Annotated in this window: 3 protein-coding genes; 1 reads left to right on the top strand and 2 read right to left on the bottom strand. The window is 33.9% G+C overall.

All coding sequences use genetic code 11. The annotated features are described in order from the left end of the window. Positions 1-259: 259 nt before the first annotated feature. Both F6K13_RS28480 and F6K13_RS28475 read right to left on the bottom strand, forming a co-directional pair. The gene (locus F6K13_RS28480) at positions 260-595 is read right to left on the bottom strand and encodes a XisI protein (protein WP_287240424.1); all 336 of its coding nucleotides are present in this window, start codon (positions 593-595) and stop codon (positions 260-262) included. Beyond that, positions 583-906 carry a Uma2 family endonuclease gene (locus tag F6K13_RS28475; protein ID WP_353735316.1) on the bottom strand — a complete coding sequence of 108 codons (324 nt, stop codon included), beginning with the start codon at positions 904-906 and terminating at the stop codon, positions 583-585. Before F6K13_RS28475 ends, F6K13_RS28480 begins: the two co-directional genes overlap by 13 nt. Before the next feature lie 337 nt (positions 907-1,243). On the opposite strand from F6K13_RS28475, the gene F6K13_RS28470 reads away from it, so the two are divergent. Further along, on the top strand, positions 1,244-2,424 hold a 1,181-nt coding region (locus F6K13_RS28470; RefSeq protein ID WP_287289214.1), incomplete at its 3' end, for a hypothetical protein.

Raw genomic sequence — 2,424 nt, 5'->3', positions numbered from 1 at the left:
TGGGAAAAATTGAAGGTAAGCATTTAGTTATTATTGATAATTATAACGGGACTTACGCAAATTAACGTTGAAAACATTATATTTAGGAGCGTTAACGATAGTTATGCGAAGCAAATGGCATTGACTAACGCCAAGCTCCGCTAACGCCTAAATCTTTTTTTGTATAGGATAAATTAGTCTGAGCTACAGAACTTTTGTACTTTTTAGTTTTGAGCCTAAAAAATCTTACTTTTGATTTTTGACTTTTGAATTCCTTAATTTACTCCACAGCAAAACCTGTATATTTTCGTTTATAAGGTGCATGAAAAGCCAGAACAATATCTGATGATGGAACTCCTAAATCTACTAATTCACCAGCAATACCAATTTCTGTACCATCATGTTGTATCCAGATTTTTTCATTTTTAATATCTATTTGTAAGACACATCCCCGAATTCTTTCATTGCCATCCCAACCGACATTTAAAAGTTGATAATGGTCGCGTTCCCTGTCAAAAATTGTTTGTACTTCTACCTCTCCATAAGACGGTTTATATTGTCCGTAATCTTTAATTATTTGCTGAATATAATTTCTGTATTTTTCTAATTTTTCCATTCTATAATTACCTCCTGTTTTTGCCTATAATAAAAAATTATTGACACTTTGTAGGTTGGGTTGTTCGCGTTAGCGTTGCGAAGCATGGAACCGAAACCCAAAAGATTTGAGCTTGGTGTTGGGTTGCGCTGTCGCTTAACCCAACCTACTGATTGCTCTAAAATCACATTTTGATTAAGTCGAAAACATTCAACCATTATCTTTTGGGCATCAATCAAAACATATTCTTTCAAAGTATAAATACGACGATAATTTTGAAACTTTTTACCGCGACAAATAGCTTCAGTACCTAGATACAAAACTTCAGCAATTAAGCAAGGATAATAAATAATTTTACTTGCATAATTTTACTTGCACCTCTATCTTGTTCCTTAATGCTGACAATAATAAAAAAGTATTGAAACTTTGTAGGTTGGGTTGATAAAGGAAACCCAACAATATGTTATATCTGTTGAGTTGTACCTTAAGGCAATCTACTGGACTGAAATAGCTAAAAAGTTTATTGTTTTAGGGTGCATTAGAGGGTTAAAATTTAAGCTATCATAATTGTTTCAAAATCGGTCATAACAAACCATTGCACTGTTTGAGATCTGTTGCTCCACTAAATTATCCGAGTATAATATAAGCAATAAATCTAGAGGTAAAAATATGTCACGATTATATAATCGAGCCTATAAAATATTAGAGGTAGAAGTTGACAAATGTGCTAAAGAAGATTTGGTTGGGGAAGTGGGAAAAAATATAGTAATGAAAAGATTGGATAAGTTAACTTTCCAATCAGGAGAACCCCTAAAAGAAGAAGAGTTAAGTTATTTAGTAAAAGACCAATTTCCTAATTTTAGTGAGACAGTTATTCAGAAAGCAGCTAAAGCAAATAAACCACCAGGAATTTTGAGTAAAATTGCTTTGATACCTGCTGCACTAGCAGGAATAGCAGGGATAGTTTGGGTGGCAAATTTACCCTATCCAATGATTCGTAAACCTGTGTCTAGAATAGCACCAATAATTTTATTACCTAGTTATATAAATATGGATTATAACTATCGGGAGGCGATCGCTAATGTTGAACAAGCAGATCAATTAATTAATAAAGCAACTTCTAGTGCAGATATTAATTTTGGTGCTGAGAAAGTTGCTTTGGCACAAAAACATCTGGATGAATTGCCAGTTTGGTTTTTAGGTTATTATCCTGAAAGATACTGTACCTTTTTTAGTTGTTCTTGGAAATTTACATTAGATGAATTTGAAACGGCGAGAAAACAGATAGGACGAATGGAGGCGAAGGTATTTCAAGAAAAAAATGCTCAAACATTGTTAACAGAAGCAGAACAAACAATTGCTACAGCTAAACAACAATATCTGGAAGCTGAAACTTCAACAGAAAAAAATGAGGCGATCGCTAACTGGCAAACTGGAATAGATAAGTTAGCACAAATTCCACCTACTACTGTTGCTGCAAAAATGGCAAAACCACAATTAGCCGCAACTAAGCGAGATTTTCAAGCAGAGGTGGGTTTAGCTAATGGTAGTAAACGTAGTGATGTGATCATTGAAGCAGCTAGACAATTTGTTTTGCAAGCAGGCAAAATTTCTGAAAATGAACCCTATCCAGAACAAAAATTGCAACTAGCAGTCAATTTATGGGAACAAGCAATTAGTCAATTACAGAAAATTTCTGTAGATAACCCAAGTTATGTAGCAGCACAAACTAAATTGGCAGAATATCAGGTAAAACTAACCGAAGCAAAAATGCGTTTACAAGCAGAAAAGGAGTCAGGAACAGCTTTTAAGCGAGGTAAAGATTTAATTGCAGATTGGCACAAATATGA

The sequence above is a fragment of the Okeania sp. SIO2B9 genome (genome assembly GCF_010672505.1).
In the GTDB taxonomy this organism is placed as follows: Bacteria; Cyanobacteriota; Cyanobacteriia; order Cyanobacteriales; family Microcoleaceae; genus Okeania; species Okeania hirsuta.
Note: the sequence above shows the minus strand (reverse complement) of the source record. Positions and strands in the feature narration are given on the sequence as shown.

Coding starts and splice junctions, on each gene's coding strand:
- F6K13_RS28480 (WP_287240424.1), bottom strand. CDS start 595: ATGGAAAAATTAGAAAAATACAGAAATTATATTCAGCAAATAATTAAA.